Genomic DNA, 19,934 nt, shown 5'->3' with positions numbered 1-19,934 from the left:
GCTAGAAGGGCCTGAGCTATTCTTTCTTGTACATGAAACTTTTTAATTGTTCCACCGTATGTATAGATACATTAAATTAGAGGTGAAAACGAGATGTATGCACAAACAGTTTATGAGGGAAACTTGCCAGCTGTCATGCGGGCCTTCGCAATATCTTTAGGAGTTGCTACAATCGGTGTAATGCTCGGTGTTTTTGTACCGCCTTCGCTATTCTTGCCACTGGCGATTATTGAAATCGGGATGCTTATTTTTGCGTTTTTCTTACGCAGAAAAAAAGCGATTTCCTATCTTTTTCTCTACACTTTTACTTTTATTTCCGGTCTTACTATGTTCCCAATCATTAATTACTATATGATGTCCATTGGACCACAGATCGTCCTCATGGCACTTGGAACAACAACCATAGTTTTTGCTGGTATTGCGATTTACGCATCGACGACTAAACGGGATTTTACTTTTTTAGGCGGACTTTTAGGAGCAGCTCTGCTGGCATTAATTGTGATTGCGATATTCAATCTCTTTTGGCCAATGAGTTCTACGGCTATGCTGGCCTACTCATTCATCGGAGTGCTCGTGTTTAGCGGATACGTATTATTCGATTTTAACCGCATGAAAAAATACGGAGTAACCGCACAGGAAGTTCCAACAATGGCTCTTAATCTATATTTAGATTTTATTAACCTATTTATTAATATATTAAGGATCATGGGGATTTTAAAAGATAGAAATTAATTTTAAGACCAGCAGGCATAGCTTGCTGGTTGTTTTATTGTTATCTATCAAGTATTTTCATCCTCTTGCTGTGGCTGTACTTTCATCTCCTTCTAATTTCCTCATTATTATTTCCTTGGGAATTTTTTGTCGAATGTTTAAGAAATTTGTTATTTTATTGCATAACTTTGTATTACTTTTTTCATACTGGAAATACTAGGAATAAAAGGAGGTTTCTACTGAATGGCTGATCAAAATATAGACAAGAAAATGTCACGAAGAAGGTTTATACGCAACTCTAGTTATGTTGCTGGGGGACTCGTAGGTGGCGGTCTTATCGGTGGTCTTATCGGTTCTAATCTTAGCAATGACAACAAAGATGAATCTGGTACGAAGGGGCAACAGCATGAAAACACTGCCTACCAACAGGCTCCTCTTTATTTTACGAACCCGGAAATCTTTGCAATTCTAGTTGCTGCAACAGATAGGATTTTTCCAGAGGATGAAACGGGTCCAGGTGCGAATGATTTAGGTGTTCCATTCTTTATCGATCATCAACTGGCAGGTTCATGGGGAAATAATACTCGGGAATACATGCAAGGGCCATTTTTCCCTGGTTCGAATTTTCAAGGGTATCAATCTCCATTAAAGAGACATGAAGTATTTGATGCTGGACTTCAAGCCATACAAAAGTATAGCAATGAAAAATTCGATAGTAACTTTGCAGAATTAGAAGGCGAACAGCAGGACGAAATCCTCACCGCCTTTCAAAAGGACGAAGTTAAAATTCATGGTGTGACATCTAAAACATTTTTCAATATTCTTCGGCAAGCCACAATTGAAGGCGTTTATGCTGACCCAGCTTACGGCGGAAATATTAATATGGATGGCTGGAAAATGAAGGGCTTCCCTGGTCACCAAATGAGCTATCACGGCCAAATTGAATCGGATGAGTTTATTGAAATTGAACCAAATAGTTTACATTCTTATACAAACAAATAAATAACCCAAACAGGAGGATTATACATGGCTGAAACTTTACCTAAAACGGATGTTGTCATTGTTGGTATGGGTTGGGCAGGCAGCATCATTGCAGCTGAATTAGGAAAGGAAGGACTCAAAGTCATAGGGCTTGAGCGTGGAAAAGAACGCGGTCTAAAAGACTATTACGTCGTTCATGACGAGCTGCGCTATGCTATTCGTTATGAGCTAATGCAAGATTTGTCTAAAGAAACCATCTCTTTTCGCAATAATATGAAGGAACGTGCATTACCTATGCGTCAGCTTGGGTCTTTCCTTTTAGGAGAGGGTCTTGGCGGTTCCGGCGTACACTGGAATGGCCAAAGTTATCGATTTCTCCCATATGATTTTGAAATCAAATCAAAAACAATTGAGAAATATGGTGAAGGAAAGATTAAAGGCCTGCAGCTTCAAGATTGGGGCATTACTTATGATGAGCTGGAACCCTATTTCGGCATGTATGAAAAGGTAGCTGGAATTAGCGGAGAGGAAGCTCACTTTGGGCCTAAACGCTCGATTCCTTACCCAACACCACCAATGAAAGAAACACCGCTCACTAAAAAATTCAAAGATGCCGCAAAGTCACTAGGAATGAATCCGTATCATATGCCATCTGCCAATTTAAGTGAACCATATAAAAATACATATGGAGCAACGATTGCAGGTTGCCAGTATTGCGCATTTTGCGAGCGTTTCGGCTGTGAGTATGGTGCTAAGGCAGATCCAACAGTTGCAGTTATCCCCTTTGCACGCGAGACGGGCAATGTTGATATAAGAAATTATTCAAATGTGACTGAGATCATCCATGAAGGCGGAAAGGCAACTGGAGTAAGATTCGTCGATGTGCTGACGAAAGAAGAATTTATCCAGCCCGCTGAAATGGTTGTTTTAACTAGCTATGTAATGAACAATTCAAGATTATTGCTCTCCTCCAAATTAGGTAGACCCTATAACCCTGATAATGGTTCTGGTGTCATTGGCAAAAACTATTGCTATCAGATCCTCCCTGGTTCAACAGGATTTTTTGAAGAGGAGCAATTCAATACCTTTATGGGTGCCGGTGCGCTTGGTGCAACTGTCGATGATTATAATGGTGATAACTTCGACCATTCAGATGTTGATTTCATTCACGGCGGTTCCATATCCATTAACCAATCGGGCAGTCGTCCGATCGCTAGCAACCCAGTGCCTTCCGGAACACCAAACTGGGGCAAAGAGTTCAAAGCACAATCGGTTAAGTATTACACTCGTTCATTAGGGATTGGTTCACAAGGTGCTTCTATGCCAACGAAAAACAACTATATGGATCTCGATCCAACCTATAAAGATGCCTATGGGCTGCCATTACTGAGATTGACGTATGACTTTACTGATCAGGATAGAAATCTTTATAATTATATTGGGAAAATTTCCGATCAAATCATGCGTGAAATGGGTGCCAATAATGTTAATGAAAGATCGAATCTTGAAAGTTATGACATCGTACCATATCAAACCACCCATAATACTGGGGGAGTGATTATGGGAGCTGAGCCTGAAACATCAGCCGTTAATAATTATCTGCAAATGTGGGATGCAGATAATGTGTTTGTTGTTGGAGCATCAGCGTTTGCACATAATGGAGGCTATAATCCTACCTCAACAGTAGGCGCTCTATCCTTCCGTGCAGCAGAAGGAATCCTTAAATACAGCAAAGAAGGCGGACTGCTCGCCTAAACATCAAAGGAGCTGATTATCATGGGTTTATCGAATATCGGAATTCCCGGTTTAATCATTATTCTCGTCATCACCTTGATTATTTTTGGCCCAAAAAAACTTCCTGAAATCGGGTCGGCTTTTGGAAAAACACTATCAGAATTCAAAAAATCGACAAGGGAAATCATGGATGATAGTGAAAAAGAACCAATCACAACGGCTGCTAAGCAAGAAGAAGAGGAACCGAATAAAACAACAACTTAGATAGGGGAGCTTGCATATGGAAAATAGCGAGCAAACTTTAGTAGAACATTTAACTGATCTTAGAAAAGTGCTCATTCGTTCACTCATTTTCTTTCTCTTATGCTTTATCATTTGTTTAGTGTTTATCAATCGGCTTATCCCATTGCTTGCGAATCATTATGAACTCGTTATGCTTGGACCTCTGGATGTCATCAGACTCTATACAGGAATTGCCGGGAGTTTAAGTCTCGGCGTTTCCCTCCCATTTATCGCCTTTCAAGCATGGCTGTTTATCAAGCCTGCTTTGAGTGATAAGGAAGCTAAGATGTCTGTTTTGTTTTTTCCAGCCATTTTATTAAGCTTTGTAGTGGGCTTATTATTTGGATTATTTATTGTTTTTCCGACTATCTATGGTTTTCTTATGAAGCTTGGAGAAACAAACTTTGCTATGATGATTACGGCAAGAGAGTATTTTTCTTTCTTGCTGATGTCAACGATTCCATTCGGGTTTCTATTTGAAGTGCCCCTATTACTAGTTTTCCTAACATCAATCGGCGTAGTTACACCTGATATGCTCCGTTCAATTAGGAAATATGCCTATCTCGTTTTAGCAGTGGTGTCTGCTTTAATTACACCGCCTGATTTCTTTTCGCAAATCTTAGTAATGATCCCATTAATCGGGCTATACGAATTAGGCATTCTGCTCTCGAGAATAAGCTTTAAAAAGCGGGTAGCCGTTCAACAGGATATTCAGCCGAATGACGCTTAACAAACAAAAAAGAAGTAACCATCGTGGAGTTTTCATCCAGTTGGTTACTTCTTTTTTAATAGCTTATAATGCTCGATAAAATCATCAGGCGCCTGTTTAACATAGAACGGGAAAACACCTCTATTCGTATGCAAGTATAATACACCCATACTCGCTTTTGAAATTTTGTAGGAAACATCGAAAACATCCTCAATGGATACTTTTTCTTCCATCCAAATAATCGTTTCATCGTACAATTCTATTGTTCTTATTTCTTCATCATATTTTTGAACATTCCAATCTATTTTTCGGGTCACTTTTATATAAGGATGTGTAGTAATTAATTTCACAGTTGCCTCCCCTCCAATGATCGATATAATTTAATTGAAACATATCACTATAATCCGGTTTCAAATGTGGTTCATTGATAATTTTTTTTAGTAAGGCCCCTTATTTCTTTTAAAATCGGCATTTCTTCCAGCTCATTTTCCGTCACTAGCTCCCATTGTATCCCCTCTGGTTTAGGATACGGGGTATCCGTCTTAATGAGTTCTTTTTCCGTCGCAATCCAATCGACCGTTAAATCATAGCGGTCCCTTGGTATATCCGCTGTCGTCAACTGTGCGCTATGAATGGTTCCAATCACCGGAATCAGAGGATTTCCCAGCTCCATAATAATTGCATACTCTCTATCTGCATAGCCTTCCCCTTTACCAACTCGCCTTCCATCATGATGTAAAGCCACTGATCCTGCAAAGAATAGATCGATTGTTGGAATTTCTGTTAATTTCACTTCTTTACCATACGACTTTATATGTGAAAGACTTGCAGCTTTTCTTTCCTCCCCTTCAGGCACCCATTCCGGCTTGATCATAATGAACCCTGCCTTTAACCTCGGTGTTGGTACTAATAATGTTTTACCATCACGTAAGATTTGTGCTCTGATTGGCAGCTGCGGAGAATCTGGGTTTACTTTTATTATATTTGCCTTTTTATATTCTGGCATCATTGTGACAAAATGGGCGGCCTTTTCTGCTCCTTTAAAATTGGGAATGCGATTTTTCAACGGAAAAGGAAATCTTCCAAGCTTTTGCTCTTCAAGCAATGTCCATATGTATTCGCGAATCTCACGCTTACTTACCAAAACTTAAGCACTCCTCATCCTCTTTTATATTATATTCTTCCCTTAAAACACTATAATACGTCAAATCAACCGGTTGACCAAAACAAATGGCATACTGCCACAGCACACCATCATGTTTGAAGGCCGTCTTCTCCATTATTCACCATGATCCTGGGTTACTGGTTAACGCACCCGCGTAAATGCGATTCAGTTCTAACTTCTCAAATTCATATTCGATGATAGGCTTGACTGCCTCTGTTCCATAACCTTTCCCCCAAAAGGTCTTACCAATCCAATAACCAAGCTTGCCCCTAAGATGTGCACCTGTGATACTTATATTAATCAAACCGATAAGTGACTTTGTTTCTCTAAGGATGACAATAAAAATCGCAACCCTGCCGTTTCACTCTGCCATTAAAACCCTTTGAATAAAGGGTGTGGTATATTAATTGTGGTCTTACCCCGATCATAACCACTGGCAAATTCTTCAATTTCTTTGGCGTCGATCGTAGGTAAACCAGATTTCCTTCCATTCTTGTCATCATTGTCTCCTTCGATTTTACAGTGGCTTTTCCCTTTTAAAAGTAAACATTCGGAAGCTACTTTCGAAATGTGCAGAGGGTCTGAACAAATCGGAAGCAGGGTCCGAAAAACACAACAAAACCCGCCAATTTGGCAGTTTCTATCATAGTACCCCAGAAAAAAGCCGAGCAAATGATTCTTTTGATTTTTCCCAGAATCCTCGTTTATAAAATTGAACAGGACTGATTCTCGTACTCTCTTTCATATCATCTTCAAAGTCTGCAACAAGATCCCGTATAGAGCTTGAACCGTATAAGAATACATTCACTTCAAAATTAAGATGAAAACTGCGCATATCCATATTCGCGGTACCGATAGAAGCTAAGTTCCCATCTACGATGATTATTTTTTGGTGAAGAAAACCCTTTTTGTACGAATATATTTCTACTCCATATCGAAGCAGTTCAGGGAAATATGACCTGCTTGCATATTGCGTCAGAAAACTGTCGTTTATTTCCGGTACAAGAATTCTTACTTCAATCCCTTTTGCTGCCGCTACTCTCAACGCGGTTCTAATTGCCTCATCAGGGACTAGATAAGGGGTCGCAATCCAAATCGATTGTTCTGCAGAGGAAATCATAGAAAAGTAGAAATCGCCCATAATTCCTTGTTGTGTATCGGGTCCGCTCCCAACCACCTGGACAGCCCCGTCCAACACTTCATCCTGAACCGTTGTGCGGTAGCATCTATAATCCTCCAGTACATCTTCACCTGATATGTATTCCCAATCTAATAAAAAGATCGTATGGAGTGTGTATACTGCTTCTCCCATAAGGAGTAAATGTGTATCTCTCCAGAACCCTACTGACTCATCCTGGCCTAAATATTCTATACCAATGTTCAACCCACCCGTAAATCCTACTTCACCATCAATAATAATTATTTTCCGATGATTACGAAAGTTGAACTTCTGATTAAAAAAACCATATTTTAATGGAGAAAATGGCTTAACTTTAATACCTGCTTTATCCATTCTTGTTATATCATCAGCCATTAGCTGCATACTGCCGGCGGCATCATAAATAAAGAGTACTTCCACACCATTGTTTGCTCTTTCGATTAGAATATCGATAATCTCTTTCCCTAGTCTGTCAGAGCGAAAGATATAATATTCCATATGAATGAACTTTTTAGCCATCATTAATTTTCTCTTAATTTCAAAAAAGGTCGCATCACCATTTTTCAAAACCTTAGCCTTGGAGCCTGTGGTCATAGGAGTTAATGCGGTATTAATTGCGAACTCTGCAAAGCGCATTTGACCGTCCTGCAAAAAAGAAACATCAGGATCGTCCTCCATCTTCATAAGGTTCTTCCATTCTTCGCGATTGCTGCTGCGTTTACTCTTGAACAGATACCCCTTCATGTAGAGCTGACCTGAATATAAATAAAAGAAATAACCAAAAACCGGGAAGAATACGATTACATAAATCCATAGCAAGGAGTGCTGAGGTGAACGGTTCTCAAGCATAATAGAATAAGCAATAATAAAAATTGTACCTAAGTAAAATAATAAACAAAGAATCACAATTAATTTACTTGTTTCTACAAAAAAGCAAATATATAATGTAGCTACTAATATAAATGCAAACACAAATTCAATTCGACGACGACTTTTCATCACATTTTTCTCCATATCTAAAAAATACCTTGCCTAGCAATAATACCCTATATGTTAATTTAGGAAACTAATGTATAAATATCTTTTCCTATTTTGATGATTAAATGACAGCTTTCGGAGGTTTATATGGAAATTAGAAAAATACAAATGGCCGATGCAGAGATGTATCGCTCACTCAGATTAGAAGGATTAAAAAAGCATCCTGAAGCATTTGAGCAAGTTTTGAAGAAGAAGCGCAATATACAATTGATACATATAAAGAAAGATTGCAATCACCAATGTCAGAAACTTTCGGTGCATTCATTGATCATCAATTGATAGGAGCTGTAACGCTCTTCAAAGAGTCGAAATTAAAGATGAAGCATAAATCTTCTATATTTGCCATGTATGTCCTTGAAGAAAAGCGCGGATTAGGAGCAGGAAAAAAGCTGATGCTTACAGCTATTAAAACAGCAAGGGAAACCCCTGAAATAGAGCAAGTTCAATTAACGGTTATGTCTCTGAATATCCCCGCTTTGAAGCTATATGCTTCTTTAGGTTTTGAACCATATGGCAAAGAGCGGCACGCCTTGAAAATAGATGACAATTACTTTGATGAAGATCATATGGTCTTATTTTTATAAGGAAATTAAAAGCAGATCCATGCTACCCTAAAAGGAAGTAATCAGCCAGCTTCCAATGCTGAGAGCTGGCTGAGTATTAACTATTGATATTTTTTTACAATTTCCTGCAGCTTTAAAGCGAGGCCCATTTTGCCTTCGACCTTTAGACCGCCTGTCATAAAGGCCACTGTTGTGTTTAAAGTGCCTTTAAGCAAATTGGAAAAGTTTTGATCAGTCAATTTTAATGTGACCTCAGCTTGATCCGAAATTCCTTCCTCCGTGTGAACCTTACCCTCTTTTAATATTATTTGGATTGGACCGCTCTCTTTTAAATCAATTTGGTAAATACGATCTTTTTCATTTTCAATATGCTCAGGATTCTCATTCATTTTCTCTGTTAATTGATGTAGTTCAGTTATTACTGACATGTTGCTCCCCCTCTTTTTACTTTTTTCTTAATTTTTCTGCTGCAAGGATGCTCTCCTTCAACCACACGGGTGCTAGTGGATGATGGATTATTTCTTTTGTGGTTAGCCAGTGAACGGCACCAACTTCATCAGAACTTTTTTGATATGCTTCTCCGCCTTCATACTGGCATAAGAAAACAACATCAATAACATGGGCACCGTCGTCAGCCACAAAGGATGTGCTTCTGACATAATCCATCTGCTGCTTAACCTTCACACCCACTTCTTCAAATATTTCCCGTTGCACACTGGTTTCTAAAATATGTTTTGCAAAGCCTTCTCTGTCAACCTTCCCACCTACTAGTGAAAGCGTTCCAGCTGCATGATCCTCAAGCAAGCTCCTTTCAATAACCAGCCACTTACCTCCGAAATGCACGGCACCTTCTACATTGACAATAAACATCTACTCACCCCGTATAGTTACATTCAACTTTATTTGGACATTTTCCTGCAATAATATGAATGGCTGTTCATTTTTTTACAAAAAATATGCAGCGCCTTTGTCTGACGCTGCATTTTTCTATTTCCAAGGTAAATCTGTGCCAAAGTTTTTTGCACGAAGCTCACTATCTTTTCTTCGCTTTTTCCGATTGTCAGCTCTCTCTTTCGCACTTTCGTACAGACTTTGTTCCTCATCAGTTACAGGAACAACTGTGGGAATCTGAACAGGCTTGCCATTCTCATCCACTGCCACCATAGTTAAAAAAGATAGGGCGCAAACATTCCGCTCACCTGTCAATAAGCCTTCAGCAATGACCTTAACGAAAATTTCCATTGATGATCGGCCTGTATATGTAACAAAGGCTTCCAAGCATACTGCATTTCCTTCATAAATAGGATGTAAAAAGTCCACTGAATCAGTTGATGCGGTTACAACCGACTGCCTTGCATGCCTCATGGCTGCTATTCCAGCAATATCATCTATATATGCCATAAGTTTTCCGCCAAAAAGGGTCCCATGGCTATTCGTATCTGGCGGTTGAACAATGCTCGTTTTCACAACATATGATTCTTTACAAAATTTCGATTCTCTCATGATGTCCTCCTTTCATTGATGAATCAATGATTTACATCCTTTATCATAACCGATATTTCGCTATTTAAAAAAGGTATTTTTCTTTTTGGATCGCAAAGTATCACCGGTCCAGCCTTTTTTGACCAGCAAATAATATAGGGCAAGTGTAGAAAGGAGAATAATGCATAGGGCAATCCCATAACCCCACTTTAACCCTAGTTCAGGCATGAATTTGAAATTCATCCCCCATAATGCTCCCCAAGCACTGACTGGTGTGAACAAGGTCGTTATGACTGTCAGTGTCTTAATGATTTCATTCCCTCTATGCGTGGACACCATCTCTTCGAAGTTAACAAGATGATCGATTTCTTCCTGATATTCTTTAATCAGCATCATACTTCTTTCCATTCGTTTGGATGTCCGCTTATACGCTATTGATGAAGTAATCCCTTCACCAAAGGCTTCTTCAAGCGCTAGTCTGATTTCTTCAAACGGAATGATAAAATTTTTCCAAATCAATAACTCATGTCTTAATTTATATATTTCTTCAAGCCTGTCAATCCCGTTTTTCTTTTTAATTTTCCATAAAACATCATTTAATCGAATTTCAAACTTATCAATATTGATAATGCTCTCATTTAGCATCTCTCCAAGAAGGACAAAAAATCCGTCAATTGCTTGATTAGCTACATCCATCTTTTTTAGTAAAACACTCATTTCTAAATGTTCTTTAATTTCCACTTCAGCATTAATGGTGATCAGAAATTTTTTCGTTAAGAAAAAATGAAGGATTCTATTCTCATTTTGGGCTTCTAATTTTTGCTGATAAATAAGGGTTCCACTAATTGATTCATTATCGTGGTTTGTTGTATTTATTCTTAAACGATTGGTCTCGCGCTGTGAAAGATCATGATACCATTTTTTTATATCATCCGAATGCCTTTCGTCGTAATCAATTTTCATTTCACTCATATCGTCTATTTTGAACCATTTCCACTTATTCTCATTAAAAGCCCACTCCATATCCATGGCCCTCACTTTCATTTTTCATGTAACTAATCAAGATGATTCCCGTTTAGTATGTGAATTGAAACAAAATGATAGAAACTATGTTTTCAATTTTTCAAAAAGGGTAAATACTTATTAAGTTAAAAAAGCCCTATCATTTCAAATGAAAAAAGGAGGAGTACAAAAATGAACTCTCGTCCAAAAAACTCTTATATTTTAGCAGGGGTTGGGATTACAAGTGTTTTACTTTTAGCAAACAAAGGCAATCGCAGCCGCTTGCAAACATTGACTGCAAAAATTAAAAACTATCTTCCATACAAATATAATAAGCAAGACGAAACAATGATGAAAACAGGGCATCCACACCCACAAGATACAGGGGATAATAATATGGTTAGTGAAGGTGCCTTATATTCAGTCAATTACTTTAATGAAAAAGAACAGCAATAACCTAAGGGAGTCTCCCTTAGGTTATTCTTTTTTAAAGGCTCATCTGCTTTACTTTTGGTAATAGCTTTTCCTTCCCCCGCCTCATCCTTGTTTTGATGGTAGACAGCGGAAGATTTGCTTCGTTGCTGATTTCAACTAAAGTTTGATGATGATAATAAAATAAAAACAGAGGCTCCTTATAAATATCAGGCAGCTCACTCAACTGCTGCTCAACCTCCTCTTGATGGCATTTCTGAATGCACTCCTCCTCTGGGACAGGGGCTGTCGACATACCATCAGTATATAAATGCACCTTTTCTTCCCAAAACTTTTTAGCTGTCTTTTCCTTCCGCCAATGGTCTCTGCATTTATTTAATGCAATTTTAAATAGCCAATTCTTTACTTTTGCTTCTTCATTAAATGATGGGAGTGCTAGATAAGCGGAAATAAGTACTTCTTGATAAAGATCCTCAGCAAGCTCTTTATGGTGTACTAACGAATATATATATCGGAAAAGCGCATGTCCATGCTCACATACACACGCTTCAAAATAAGTTTCAATTGATTCATTCATCTTTTTATTGAGCGGGAAACCTCATTTCCCTTCCCCCTTTTTAATCTCTCACCCTATTAGACGAATGAAATCAAATTTACCCCTACACTTTTCAACATTTATTAATTAAATCTTTTGATTGGCACAAGGATAAGAGAAACTCCAATCTTTTTACATATCGTTAAATAATGCATCATTGTGAGAAGCACTGCTCCAAGGTTGATTCCCATAATGACACCCCCCATTTGCAGAGAATCCATTGAGCCGAACACATACATACCAACAAATGAAATGATGGTAGACCATACAGAATGATAAAAGGCGTCCTTCATTAAACCGAGTCCAATTAAAAAGGCTTGCATAGGCATAATAAAGAAATGTAAAAGAAAGAATGGCCATAATAATTGGACATATATTGCAGCGTCTGTTGAATGAAAGAAACGGCTAGTCAAAGGTTCTGCGAAGAAATAAAAGAATGTAACAGCAGGAACCCCGTAAATGAAAGTGATAAAGAACACTTGCTGTAGAAGTTTTTGTAAACGGTCTAACTCATGTTCAGCGAATGCCTTTGATACGGTTGGAATAAGCATGACCATAAAAGAATGGGCAATAAATGCGGGGAATAGACCAATCGTCATCGCAACCCCTGCAATCATTCCAAAATGTTCAGTGGCTATATCAGCCGATATCCCCGATTTCAACAGGGCAGCTTTGATTAAGAAAGGCTGAATAGCGTGTGAGAGTGCATGAAATATTCTTAACCCAGTAGTTGGAATCGATACGCCCATTAGGTTTCTCCATACGGTCATCCCACTTAAACTTTCATATGGCGCTTTTTTCATTTTTTGATATTGGATTACGAACATGTGGATAAAGTAGGCAAAGATGGCGAGTTCACTGCCAACAAATGTACATATAGCAATAAATACTGCCGTACCTGTGTCGAACTGAAAAAAATGATATAATGCGACTAAAAGTGAAAGCTGAATGAGCTTTCTCAAGAAATTTGCAGTCGCTATCTTGCCCATTTGTTCCCTTCCCATAAAAAAACCTCTAGCAATGGAGGAGAATGATACAATCGGGATGAGGATAATGGCCATCCAGCGCATAAGCGGGTGATATTCATTAAAAACTGTAATAAACGGAAGAGTAATCACTGCAATTGGAATGAGAATCATAGAAAAAATAACTGTCAATCTAATTACATGATTAAGCATGCTATAGTGATATCTTTGATCTTTTTCAGCTATAAACTTTGAAATAGAAACAGGCATCTCAAAGCTTGCCAGCAGCACAATGAGAAAAATGGTCGGCAAAATCGACATATACATTCCGAGGCCATGTTCACCTAATTCTCTTGCAAGCACCATATTCAATAAAAATTCAATACACTCACCTGCAAAAGCTGCTAAAACAAGTAAAGTGAGTCCTTTAAAAAACTTGTTCATTTTGCCTCTCCTTTATGTCTGCCTATTATTAAAACCTTGTCCTTTTTTCATGATATGAGACTAGCCTCCAAAATATATCCCTTAATCAACAAACCTTCATTTAGACTTGAGAAGTAAATATTTTTAACAAACAGGTATTTTCACTCTGTTGCTTGTATATAGTAGTGATTGCAATAAATTTAAAACGGATGAATGATTATACATGGGTCTATATGGTTTTGTTTACTCATTCATATCATTGCCGCAGTTGCCGGATTAGGTGATAGCTCCTTGTTGCCCCTGCTCACTCGGACACCCCAGTCAGCTGAGCCAGCTCGCTTTTCTTTAAAGCTCAATCATCAAATTGAAAAGCTTGTAAAGTATGGAGTCTCTTATTACTATTTACTGGTCTTATACTAGGGTTTATCAACACTTTTCTCTTTGCGCAAGGATGGTATATTTCCAGCATCGTCCTTTTCTTGGCCGCTCAGGTTAATGCAATTTTCATACAAAAGAAATATAAGGTAATGAATGAAATCATCCCTATAACCTCTTTTTAAATGCCAGCGTTATTATTTTGATTATTCTTATGTCAGTAAAGCTAAAAAATAGAAGAAGCGATTAACCTTTATTACGCGGTTAAAAGCTTCTTCTTCATCGTTTATATAAGCAATTCCCATGTTTCATAGAGCTTGCGTTTTTTTTGCTCCATTTCTTCTTTTTCCTGATATAGAATTTGTAGACGATCCAAAGACGTTTCTAAAGCGAGATCCCCATTTAATTTCTTCAGCAGTATTTCCACATGCTCAATGTCTTTCTCAACTTCAACTAAGCTAACAGACACAACCTCTTTTGTTTTCCTTTCTCTTAGGCTTCTTGCTTTTGGCTCCTGTTTCGTCTCTTCTAGCATTTTCTGTTCTTTTAGCTTTTGACTTGCCCATGTGAATTCTCCATCGAAAAAGAAAACTTTCTGCTGATCAATGAAAAAGACTTTGTTGAACAGCCGTTTGATAAAATAACGATCATGAGAAACCGCTAGGATGGTTCCAGCAAAGTCATCTAACGCCTCTTCTAGCACCTCTCTTGATTCAATGTCTAAATGATTGGTAGGTTCGTCCAGTACAAGGAAGTTAATATCCTCATGCATGAGCTGAGCTAAACGCAATCTCATTCGTTCGCCTCCGCTTAATTGGTTCACCTTCCTAAACACAGCGTGTCCATAAAAAAGAAATTTGGCTAAAATGTGCCGAGCATCCCCCTCTGTCACAGAAAAATTTTCACGAAAAGCCTCTATCACACTCAACTGTTCGTATCCATTATGAGTAAAAACATGCTGAGATAAATAACCCACTTTCCGATTGCTTCCGATTCTTACTTCCCCGGTATCTGGCTTCATTTCCTGTAGAATAATTTTAAATAAAGTTGATTTACCTGTGCCATTATCACCGACGATGACTGCACGATCCTGATAGCGGATATGCATTTGTACGTTATCAAACAGTACGGTGTTGCCAAACCCCATTGCTACATCTTTAAGGATTACAGCATCCTTGCCGCTTCTACCTGAAACATCCAGTTCCATACTGATTTTTTTACGATTCAGTATCGGCCGGTCGAGCTTTTCCATTCGATTTAATGCCTTTTCCATACTGCTTGCTCTCTTATGAAGTCCTGCATTCGGCGGATTGGCTTGATTTGCCCATTCTCTCAATCTTTTAATCGTTTCTTTCATTTTCTTAATCTTTTTTTGCTGCTCCTCATAATGTTGAAATTCTATTAGTAGCCTTTCTTCCTTCTCCTTCACATATCCAGAGTAGTTTGTATGATACTGGGTCAACTCACCATCTTCAAGATCTAAAATGTGGTTAACCGTTTCATCTAGAAAATAACGATCATGAGAAATGACCACCACCGTACCATCCGATTCATTTAGAAACTTTGATAACCACTCTACAGCTGACATATCCAAATGGTTCGTCGGCTCATCAAGAAGCAAAAGCTGTGGTTTCTTTAGTAAAAGCTGTCCTAAGCTGACCTTGGTCTTCTCTCCTCCACTTAAGCGGTCAAAGTCTTTTTTCAATAATCCCCTGATATTTAATCCATTCGCCACACGTTCAACATTGGCTTCCATATCATATCCTTGTTGATTCGTAAAACTCTCTTGCAGTTCCCCATATTCTTTAATAAGCCTATCAAGTTCATCTGTTTGTATTTCATTGCTCATCATTAATTCAATTGCTTTCATTTTTTGCTCAATTTCCAATAAATCCTTAAACGCTGTTTTTAGTACATCCTTTGCTGTTGTTCCTTTTGCGAATTGGGGTATTTGTGCGAGATAACCAATTTCACAGCCTTTCTGCCAATGAATAACGCCTGAATCCGGTGTATCCGCCTTCGCAAGCAATTTGAATAAGGTTGTTTTTCCGCTGCCATTTCTGCCGACAAGACCTACTCTTGCTTTTTCATGTATTTCAAATTGAAGATCTTCAAATATATTGGTTCCCCCATACATCTTGCCCACTTGCTGTCCACTGCAAATAATCATAACTGTTTCCTCCAGATAGATATTTTAAAAACACAAAAAGACCATAGGAAAGCATCCTCCCAATGGTCTAAAAAGGGTGAAAAAAAAGAGAGCTGATTGAGCCCCCATTTCACCATTTTAATATTTAAAGCAAACGGCCGCAGCCTGCTTTAATATTGGTATAAAGAGATGTTCTCACTGTTTTATTTTTCATATGAAATTGCTAAAAAGGGCATACTTGTCCCGTTGACAGCAACTTCATGAAAAATTGCACGAAAAATAGTTAAATGCTCAATCCATTCTTCACGCGCTAAAACAGCTCCACTCATCTCTATTACACCTCCATTTCTTGTATATTGTTTATAGTTTAATCGGTTTTCAGTTTTTTTGCAATAGTGAAATAGGAAAAGCACAGCACTTTGCTCTGCCTCAGGCTCGGCTTTTTTCTAACTTAAAAATTTTTACGTATTTAAAAACAACAAAAAAGAGCTTATCATGGATAGCCCTTTTAACAGTTTATTTTACTAATGAATTTTTAAAAGCATAGATCACTGCTTGTGTGCGATCTTGGACATCTAATTTGCTTAATATATTACTGACATGAGTCTTCACTGTTTTTAAGGCGATAAAAAGCTCATCAGCGATTTCCTGATTTGTCTTCCCTTGAGTGATTAACAGAAGGATTTCCATTTCTCTTCCTGTTAACTCTTCATGCAAAGGATGTTCTTTTTTTTGCCTCATTTTCACCATCATTTTTCCAGTGACCTCAGGTTCCAATACAGATTGTCCTTTGTATGTGTGACGGACAGCATCGGCGATTTCACTTGCCTTAGACGTCTTAAGCATATAGCTGGTGGCTCCTGCTTCTAAGGCTGGATATACTTTCTCATCATCCAGAAAGCTCGTGACGATGATGATTTTCGCTTCTGGCCATTGCTCTATAATATTTCTAGTAGCTTCAATACCATCCATTTCCTTCATCACTAGATCCATTAGAATAATATCCGGCCTCAATTCAAGTGCCATTTCAATCGCTGTTCTTCCATTATCAGCCTCCCCGATTACTTCTATATCAGGCTGGGCAGTTAAATATGAAGAAACTCCTATTCTCACCATTTCATGATCGTCAACAAATAATACTTTAATCAAGTGATTCACCTCCAAGTCACTTACAAAAATCTAGATAATCGGGACCTTTACTTCCAGTCTTGTTCCTTTATCAGGCAAGCTGATGATCTTCAGCGAACCGCCTACTTCCATTGCTCTTTCATACATATTTTGCATACCATAGGAACCAACCTTCGCTTCCTCCACATTGAAACCAATGCCATCATCCACTACTCGTAAAATTGCATAGCCATCGCGCTCGATTAATAACACCTCAAGGGAATTCGACTTGGCATGTCGCAGTGTATTGGACACAGATTCCTGAAGAATTCGGAATAAATGGTCCTCGACTCCTTTATCAAGCGGAAAGTCTTCAACCTTCCAGGTTATATCCATCGTCACCTTTTGAACTAATTCTACTAATAGTTCTTCTATGCCTGCCATTAAGGTCTTCCCTTTTAAGGCAACTGGTCTTAAATGCAAAAGCAGGGCTCTCATTTCCAACTGCGACTGATGAATCATACTCTCCACCAGCTTTAATTGCTTCGTCCCTGAACCACCTGATTGACCTTCAGTCTCCATTATGGCAGACATGAGCATGGAAGCAGCGAATAATTGTTGGCTAACAGAATCATGCAGCTCTCTTGCTAACCTATTTCTCTCCTGAAAAATAATTTCTTGCATCCGATTATCAAAATCCTCCGCTTTTTCATTCGCTAACTTCTGCGATAACTTTGCCTGCTCTACAATTTGCTTCTGGATTTTATCCACTCTCTTTGATATCGGCTGCAAATCGCTGCTCGCTTCATGATCGTTTAAATCTATTTGACGGCCTTCTTCAACCTGATGGAGCCAGCCGTCCACTTGTTTGAGCTGCCTTTGCCAGCTATAGCCGGATAAAAGACCGAACATGATGCCAATAGCAATGCTGACTCCTGGGACAAAGATAATAAATGGTATATCCATAATTTGTGTTTTCCATAAATCTGATATAGACACAGGAAATATATATGAAAATGATAGAGTGAAACTGGCGAGAAGTAGAATAGCAATTCCTACCCCAATAAGCACTTGGCGTTGGATAGTATTCATACTCGCTTCACCTCAATATCGCCTACCAATAAGGAAGAAACAATCTTTACCCGCTGATTTGCCTGCTCAAATCCAGCTGTTTGCACTTGAAGGTTCTGGTTGAAGATTCGTTTTTCACTCACTTCAAATATTTGAGTTGAACCTGCAATAACTGAATGATTGATGCTTGCCTCCACATCATATGGCACAAGCACCTGAATATTTCCGATGAGGTTTTTAATAATGATAACTGTTTCGCCTTTAGGAAGAACGGTGTAGCTTAAATCTATAACCGTATCCCCCATTCCACATTGAATATTAACATCGCTCCATTCAAATACGGTTTCAGGCGTTTTTTGATGACCGAAAAATACATTTGATAATACCGACTTCTTTTTGACCATTGTTTCCTTATTTAAATCGACAACCGGTTCTTTTATTACCGGCTTGATTTCCTGTGGATTCTTTTTCGATTGGGCAAACTGAATTAGAAAATGAATCAAAATGGCCAATAAAAGAAATTTAAAAGTAATCATGCTGAGAATACTAATGATGAGTAAAAAGATCCCCAGCCAAAATAGGATTTTTCCAGTCATCTTTGGCATCCATTTTCTGCCGAAGTAAATCATTCCAGCATTAAGAAGAAGAGAGAAAACCACGCCATGATTAAAAAATACAATTTCTAAAAATAGCACAACAATGCCTACTAAAAAAATCCAACCCATATAATCATTTTTAAATTTTTCATACATTAGGCATCCCTCCTCTGCAGCTGTTTCTCCGGCCATTGAATGATAACCATGATTGATTAACTCTTAAAAAGACGCAGACAATCTACGTCTTTTTAGCATACCATTTTTTTAAGAATTTGACAGTGTGTCATCCTTTTTTAATGTTTTTTCGAGCTTTGCCACTTTCGCATCAATATTGCTGCGGAAATACGAGTTTTGAACTTGTTCTTCTAAACGCTCAATATAGGATTCAATTTCTTGGAATTTAGAAAATGAGCGATCGGAATACTCTTCGTTATGAAGCACCTTACCCATTTGAGTATGTGCACGAGTGACATTTTCACGACCCATGAGCTCCATGCGACGAATTTGCATATCCTTAAGCTTAAGCTTCATTTCTTCATATTTTCTTTCCAGCTCTGCCAATTGCTTCTCTGCTTCAACAAGCATCGAGAGTAATCTTTGTGATCTTTCTTCATATTGGCCAAATTCTGCTAATGCGAATTCATGAAGCTCTGTTTCGCCTGCTTGTGAAGCAATTTCAGCTTGACGCTTGCGTTTTTCTGCTAATTCTTGAGCCTGAACATATTCCCGATGAAATTCTTCCTTTAGCTTATATTGTCGCTCCAGCAATTTGCGCACTTTTTCTGTTTCTTGTTCACTTTCACGCAAGTATTGATTTAACATGGCAATTGGATTCTTTTTTTCCTTTTTATCTAAAACCTCATTGATATCTGCTAATACTGTATTCTTGATTCGGGCAAAAATGGTTGTCATTTTCATCTCTCTCCTCTAAATTAGTTTTTTGTTATATCTGACCATTGCTTTTCGAAGTTAGCGAATGGATCTTGCTGCTTCTTCTCAACGATCGTTGATTTTGTTTCATTCCAATGTTTATAAACAAGGTATAAAACATAAGCAGCTGCGATACCGATTACTGCTGGGATATTTGCTATAGAGATGGATAGAAGAACTACGCCAACGATCCCCCACGCCGCTTTTTCCCATCCTGAATTTGATTTAATAAATTGTTTGAACACTAAGTAAAGAACAGCAACGCTAATTACCAATCCGACAATTGAACCTAAGTTTGCCAGCAATACGACCGCTGCAATTCCTCCTGCTAAAATCAATCCGAATTTTTTCATTTCGTTTTCCTCCTTTCCTGTTACATTCATCTTACCTTTTGAGGAAAAATTTCATAACGAGCCTGAGCTGGATTTTCCACTAAGACCTGAGACGCAGACAATATGAGACTAG

At 38.3% G+C, this 19,934-nt stretch carries 25 protein-coding genes; 8 read left to right on the top strand and 17 right to left on the bottom strand.

Features of this window, described 5'->3' with window-relative positions; genetic code table 11:
• Window positions 1-93 precede the first annotated feature (93 nt).
• From J2S17_RS16570 to tatC, 5 genes are all read left to right on the top strand, one after another.
• Window positions 94-732 carry a Bax inhibitor-1/YccA family protein gene (locus J2S17_RS16570; protein ID WP_307476744.1) on the top strand — a complete coding sequence of 213 codons (639 nt, stop codon included), beginning with the start codon at window positions 94-96 and terminating at the stop codon, window positions 730-732.
• 222 nt (window positions 733-954) lie between these two features.
• On the top strand, window positions 955-1,713 hold the full coding sequence (locus tag J2S17_RS16565) for a gluconate 2-dehydrogenase subunit 3 family protein (RefSeq protein WP_307476742.1): 759 nt from the start codon (window positions 955-957) through the stop codon (window positions 1,711-1,713).
• A 24-nt stretch (window positions 1,714-1,737) separates the two neighbouring features.
• Window positions 1,738-3,447, top strand: a complete 1,710-nt coding sequence (locus J2S17_RS16560) for a GMC family oxidoreductase (protein ID WP_307476740.1) — start codon at window positions 1,738-1,740, stop codon at window positions 3,445-3,447.
• Window positions 3,448-3,468: 21 nt separating this feature from the next.
• Window positions 3,469-3,690: a twin-arginine translocase TatA/TatE family subunit gene (gene tatA / locus J2S17_RS16555; protein ID WP_307476738.1), complete on the top strand. Its 222-nt coding sequence runs from the start codon at window positions 3,469-3,471 to the stop codon at window positions 3,688-3,690.
• Between the two features lie 16 nt (window positions 3,691-3,706).
• Window positions 3,707-4,438: a twin-arginine translocase subunit TatC gene (tatC, locus tag J2S17_RS16550; protein WP_307476736.1), complete on the top strand. Its 732-nt coding sequence runs from the start codon at window positions 3,707-3,709 to the stop codon at window positions 4,436-4,438.
• Between the two features lie 44 nt (window positions 4,439-4,482).
• Here tatC and J2S17_RS16545 read toward each other — a convergent pair whose 3' ends face one another.
• The 4 genes from J2S17_RS16545 to cls form a co-directional block, all read right to left on the bottom strand.
• The gene (locus J2S17_RS16545; protein ID WP_307476735.1) at window positions 4,483-4,767 is read right to left on the bottom strand and encodes a hypothetical protein; all 285 of its coding nucleotides are present in this window, start codon (window positions 4,765-4,767) and stop codon (window positions 4,483-4,485) included.
• Window positions 4,768-4,838: 71 nt separating this feature from the next.
• On the bottom strand, window positions 4,839-5,561 hold the full coding sequence (locus tag J2S17_RS16540; RefSeq protein WP_307476733.1) for a 5-formyltetrahydrofolate cyclo-ligase: 723 nt from the start codon (window positions 5,559-5,561) through the stop codon (window positions 4,839-4,841).
• Between the two features lie 139 nt (window positions 5,562-5,700).
• On the bottom strand, window positions 5,701-5,886 hold the full coding sequence (locus J2S17_RS16535; protein WP_307476731.1) for a GNAT family N-acetyltransferase: 186 nt from the start codon (window positions 5,884-5,886) through the stop codon (window positions 5,701-5,703).
• Between the two features lie 339 nt (window positions 5,887-6,225).
• Window positions 6,226-7,740 (bottom strand): cardiolipin synthase, encoded by a 1,515-nt coding sequence (gene cls, locus J2S17_RS16530; RefSeq protein WP_307476729.1) that lies wholly within the window; start codon window positions 7,738-7,740, stop codon window positions 6,226-6,228.
• Window positions 7,741-8,018: 278 nt separating this feature from the next.
• On the opposite strand from cls, the gene J2S17_RS16525 reads away from it, so the two are divergent.
• Window positions 8,019-8,363, top strand: a complete 345-nt coding sequence (locus tag J2S17_RS16525) for a GNAT family N-acetyltransferase (RefSeq protein WP_307476727.1) — start codon at window positions 8,019-8,021, stop codon at window positions 8,361-8,363.
• Window positions 8,364-8,443: 80 nt separating this feature from the next.
• On the opposite strand, the gene J2S17_RS16520 is transcribed toward J2S17_RS16525, so the two are convergent.
• The 4 genes from J2S17_RS16520 to J2S17_RS16505 form a co-directional block, all read right to left on the bottom strand.
• Window positions 8,444-8,770, bottom strand: a complete 327-nt coding sequence (locus tag J2S17_RS16520) for an SCP2 sterol-binding domain-containing protein (RefSeq protein WP_307476725.1) — start codon at window positions 8,768-8,770, stop codon at window positions 8,444-8,446.
• A gap of 16 nt (window positions 8,771-8,786) precedes the next feature.
• Complete coding sequence (locus tag J2S17_RS16515) at window positions 8,787-9,212, bottom strand: NUDIX hydrolase (protein WP_307476723.1); 426 nt, start codon at window positions 9,210-9,212, stop codon at window positions 8,787-8,789.
• A gap of 117 nt (window positions 9,213-9,329) precedes the next feature.
• The gene (locus J2S17_RS16510) at window positions 9,330-9,845 is read right to left on the bottom strand and encodes an acyl-CoA thioesterase (RefSeq protein WP_307476721.1); all 516 of its coding nucleotides are present in this window, start codon (window positions 9,843-9,845) and stop codon (window positions 9,330-9,332) included.
• 60 nt (window positions 9,846-9,905) lie between these two features.
• Complete coding sequence (locus J2S17_RS16505; protein WP_307476719.1) at window positions 9,906-10,847, bottom strand: magnesium transporter CorA family protein; 942 nt, start codon at window positions 10,845-10,847, stop codon at window positions 9,906-9,908.
• 171 nt (window positions 10,848-11,018) lie between these two features.
• Between J2S17_RS16505 and J2S17_RS16500 the strand changes: the two genes are divergently transcribed.
• Window positions 11,019-11,282, top strand: a complete 264-nt coding sequence (locus J2S17_RS16500) for a YbyB family protein (protein ID WP_307476717.1) — start codon at window positions 11,019-11,021, stop codon at window positions 11,280-11,282.
• A 31-nt stretch (window positions 11,283-11,313) separates the two neighbouring features.
• Here J2S17_RS16500 and J2S17_RS16495 read toward each other — a convergent pair whose 3' ends face one another.
• Both J2S17_RS16495 and J2S17_RS16490 read right to left on the bottom strand, forming a co-directional pair.
• Window positions 11,314-11,835 (bottom strand): RNA polymerase sigma factor, encoded by a 522-nt coding sequence (locus J2S17_RS16495; RefSeq protein WP_307476715.1) that lies wholly within the window; start codon window positions 11,833-11,835, stop codon window positions 11,314-11,316.
• A 101-nt stretch (window positions 11,836-11,936) separates the two neighbouring features.
• Window positions 11,937-13,262, bottom strand: a complete 1,326-nt coding sequence (locus tag J2S17_RS16490) for a polysaccharide biosynthesis protein (protein ID WP_307476713.1) — start codon at window positions 13,260-13,262, stop codon at window positions 11,937-11,939.
• Window positions 13,263-13,654: 392 nt separating this feature from the next.
• On the opposite strand from J2S17_RS16490, the gene J2S17_RS28910 reads away from it, so the two are divergent.
• A complete protein-coding gene (locus tag J2S17_RS28910) occupies window positions 13,655-13,801 on the top strand; it encodes a hypothetical protein (protein WP_370875053.1) in 147 nt (48 codons plus the stop codon).
• A gap of 101 nt (window positions 13,802-13,902) precedes the next feature.
• Here J2S17_RS28910 and abc-f read toward each other — a convergent pair whose 3' ends face one another.
• The 7 genes from abc-f to J2S17_RS16455 form a co-directional block, all read right to left on the bottom strand.
• Entirely contained in the window at window positions 13,903-15,786 is a 1,884-nt protein-coding gene (abc-f, locus tag J2S17_RS16485; RefSeq protein WP_307476711.1) for a ribosomal protection-like ABC-F family protein, read from the bottom strand.
• A gap of 182 nt (window positions 15,787-15,968) precedes the next feature.
• Window positions 15,969-16,094 carry an RAxF-45 family protein gene (locus tag J2S17_RS16480; protein WP_307476709.1) on the bottom strand — a complete coding sequence of 42 codons (126 nt, stop codon included), beginning with the start codon at window positions 16,092-16,094 and terminating at the stop codon, window positions 15,969-15,971.
• 187 nt (window positions 16,095-16,281) lie between these two features.
• Entirely contained in the window at window positions 16,282-16,914 is a 633-nt protein-coding gene (locus tag J2S17_RS16475) for a response regulator transcription factor (protein ID WP_307476707.1), read from the bottom strand.
• A gap of 30 nt (window positions 16,915-16,944) precedes the next feature.
• On the bottom strand, window positions 16,945-17,964 hold the full coding sequence (locus J2S17_RS16470; RefSeq protein WP_307476705.1) for a sensor histidine kinase: 1,020 nt from the start codon (window positions 17,962-17,964) through the stop codon (window positions 16,945-16,947).
• The gene (gene liaF / locus J2S17_RS16465; protein ID WP_307476703.1) at window positions 17,961-18,695 is read right to left on the bottom strand and encodes a cell wall-active antibiotics response protein LiaF; all 735 of its coding nucleotides are present in this window, start codon (window positions 18,693-18,695) and stop codon (window positions 17,961-17,963) included. The genes J2S17_RS16470 and liaF overlap by 4 nt, the downstream gene beginning before the upstream one ends.
• 108 nt (window positions 18,696-18,803) lie before the next feature.
• On the bottom strand, window positions 18,804-19,451 hold the full coding sequence (locus J2S17_RS16460; protein WP_307476702.1) for a PspA/IM30 family protein: 648 nt from the start codon (window positions 19,449-19,451) through the stop codon (window positions 18,804-18,806).
• Between the two features lie 20 nt (window positions 19,452-19,471).
• Window positions 19,472-19,822 carry a lmo0954 family membrane protein gene (locus J2S17_RS16455; protein ID WP_307476700.1) on the bottom strand — a complete coding sequence of 117 codons (351 nt, stop codon included), beginning with the start codon at window positions 19,820-19,822 and terminating at the stop codon, window positions 19,472-19,474.
• Window positions 19,823-19,934: the final 112 nt, after the last annotated feature.

It is taken from the genome of Cytobacillus purgationiresistens (assembly GCF_030813235.1).
GTDB classification, from domain to species: domain Bacteria; phylum Bacillota; class Bacilli; order Bacillales; family Cytobacillaceae; genus Cytobacillus; species Cytobacillus purgationiresistens.
This window is presented reverse-complemented; position numbering and strand designations above follow the sequence as displayed.

Bases quoted from the DNA above. Each gene is read 5' to 3' on its own strand.
- tatC (WP_307476736.1), top strand. From the start codon at position 3,707: ATGGAAAATAGCGAGCAAACTTTAGTAGAACATTTAACTGATCTTAGA.
- J2S17_RS16470 (WP_307476705.1), bottom strand. From the start codon at position 17,964: ATGAATACTATCCAACGCCAAGTGCTTATTGGGGTAGGAATTGCTATT.
- liaF (WP_307476703.1), bottom strand. From the start codon at position 18,695: ATGTATGAAAAATTTAAAAATGATTATATGGGTTGGATTTTTTTAGTA.
- abc-f (WP_307476711.1), bottom strand. From the start codon at position 15,786: ATGATTATTTGCAGTGGACAGCAAGTGGGCAAGATGTATGGGGGAACC.
- J2S17_RS16480 (WP_307476709.1), bottom strand. From the start codon at position 16,094: ATGAGTGGAGCTGTTTTAGCGCGTGAAGAATGGATTGAGCATTTAACT.
- tatA (WP_307476738.1), top strand. From the start codon at position 3,469: ATGGGTTTATCGAATATCGGAATTCCCGGTTTAATCATTATTCTCGTC.
- J2S17_RS16560 (WP_307476740.1), top strand. From the start codon at position 1,738: ATGGCTGAAACTTTACCTAAAACGGATGTTGTCATTGTTGGTATGGGT.
- cls (WP_307476729.1), bottom strand. From the start codon at position 7,740: ATGAAAAGTCGTCGTCGAATTGAATTTGTGTTTGCATTTATATTAGTA.
- J2S17_RS16455 (WP_307476700.1), bottom strand. From the start codon at position 19,822: ATGAAAAAATTCGGATTGATTTTAGCAGGAGGAATTGCAGCGGTCGTA.
- J2S17_RS16510 (WP_307476721.1), bottom strand. From the start codon at position 9,845: ATGAGAGAATCGAAATTTTGTAAAGAATCATATGTTGTGAAAACGAGC.
- J2S17_RS16500 (WP_307476717.1), top strand. From the start codon at position 11,019: ATGAACTCTCGTCCAAAAAACTCTTATATTTTAGCAGGGGTTGGGATT.
- J2S17_RS16570 (WP_307476744.1), top strand. From the start codon at position 94: ATGTATGCACAAACAGTTTATGAGGGAAACTTGCCAGCTGTCATGCGG.
- J2S17_RS16490 (WP_307476713.1), bottom strand. From the start codon at position 13,262: ATGAACAAGTTTTTTAAAGGACTCACTTTACTTGTTTTAGCAGCTTTT.
- J2S17_RS16525 (WP_307476727.1), top strand. From the start codon at position 8,019: ATGTCAGAAACTTTCGGTGCATTCATTGATCATCAATTGATAGGAGCT.
- J2S17_RS16505 (WP_307476719.1), bottom strand. From the start codon at position 10,847: ATGGAGTGGGCTTTTAATGAGAATAAGTGGAAATGGTTCAAAATAGAC.
- J2S17_RS16515 (WP_307476723.1), bottom strand. From the start codon at position 9,212: ATGTTTATTGTCAATGTAGAAGGTGCCGTGCATTTCGGAGGTAAGTGG.
- J2S17_RS16520 (WP_307476725.1), bottom strand. From the start codon at position 8,770: ATGTCAGTAATAACTGAACTACATCAATTAACAGAGAAAATGAATGAG.
- J2S17_RS16565 (WP_307476742.1), top strand. From the start codon at position 955: ATGGCTGATCAAAATATAGACAAGAAAATGTCACGAAGAAGGTTTATA.
- J2S17_RS16460 (WP_307476702.1), bottom strand. From the start codon at position 19,451: ATGACAACCATTTTTGCCCGAATCAAGAATACAGTATTAGCAGATATC.
- J2S17_RS16495 (WP_307476715.1), bottom strand. From the start codon at position 11,835: ATGAATGAATCAATTGAAACTTATTTTGAAGCGTGTGTATGTGAGCAT.